Origin of the sequence: Scandinavium lactucae (genome assembly GCF_033843265.1) — a bacterium.
Lineage (GTDB): Bacteria > Pseudomonadota > Gammaproteobacteria > Enterobacterales > Enterobacteriaceae > Scandinavium > Scandinavium lactucae.
The window spans coordinates 1-991 of sequence record NZ_JAWXRD010000020.1 but is presented as its reverse complement, the minus strand read 5'-3'; the positions used below and the strand labels follow the sequence as shown (position 1 = coordinate 991).

Below are 991 nucleotides of genomic sequence, written 5' to 3'. Positions count from 1 at the left end.
TTTGCTCTTTAAAAATCTGGATCAAGCTGAAAATTGAAACGACACACTGTTTCCTTTCTCCGTAATAAGAAAGGAAAGAAGGTGTGTTCGAGTCTCTCAAATTTTCGCAAGTCGAACTGTTTTACGAAACAGCTTCGGGTTGTGAGGTTAAGCGACTAAGCGTACACGGTGGATGCCCTGGCAGTCAGAGGCGATGAAGGACGTGCTAATCTGCGATAAGCGTCGGCGAGGTGATATGAACCTTTGACCCGGCGATTTCCGAATGGGGAAACCCAGTGTGTTTCGACACATTATCGTTAAGTGAATACATAGCTTAACGAGGCGAACCGGGGGAACTGAAACATCTAAGTACCCCGAGGAAAAGAAATCAACCGAGATTCCCCCAGTAGCGGCGAGCGAACGGGGAGCAGCCCAGAACCTGAATCAGCGTATGTGTTAATGGAACGGTCTGGAAAGTCCGGCGATACAGGGTGATAGCCCCGTACATGAAAATGCATACGTTGTGAGTTCGAAGAGTAGGGCGGGACACGTGGTATCCTGTCTGAATATGGGGGGACCATCCTCCAAGGCTAAATACTCCTGACTGACCGATAGTGAACCAGTACCGTGAGGGAAAGGCGAAAAGAACCCCGGCGAGGGGAGTGAAAAAGAACCTGAAACCGTGTACGTACAAGCAGTGGGAGCCTTGATTTATCAGGGTGACTGCGTACCTTTTGTATAATGGGTCAGCGACTTATATTCTGTAGCAAGGTTAACCGAATAGGGGAGCCGAAGGGAAACCGAGTCTTAACTGGGCGTTAAGTTGCAGGGTATAGACCCGAAACCCGGTGATCTAGCCATGGGCAGGTTGAAGGTTGGGTAACACTAACTGGAGGACCGAACCGACTAATGTTGAAAAATTAGCGGATGACTTGTGGCTGGGGGTGAAAGGCCAATCAAACCGGGAGATAGCTGGTTCTCCCCGAAAGCTATTTAGGTAGCGCCTCGTGAA

General features: G+C 49.4%; 1 rRNA gene. It reads left to right on the top strand.

Annotated features, from left to right (window positions below):
- Positions 1 to 145: 145 nt before the first annotated feature.
- Positions 146 to 991: ribosomal RNA gene (locus tag SIK69_RS08000) — 23S ribosomal RNA — on the top strand; the annotation flags it as partial.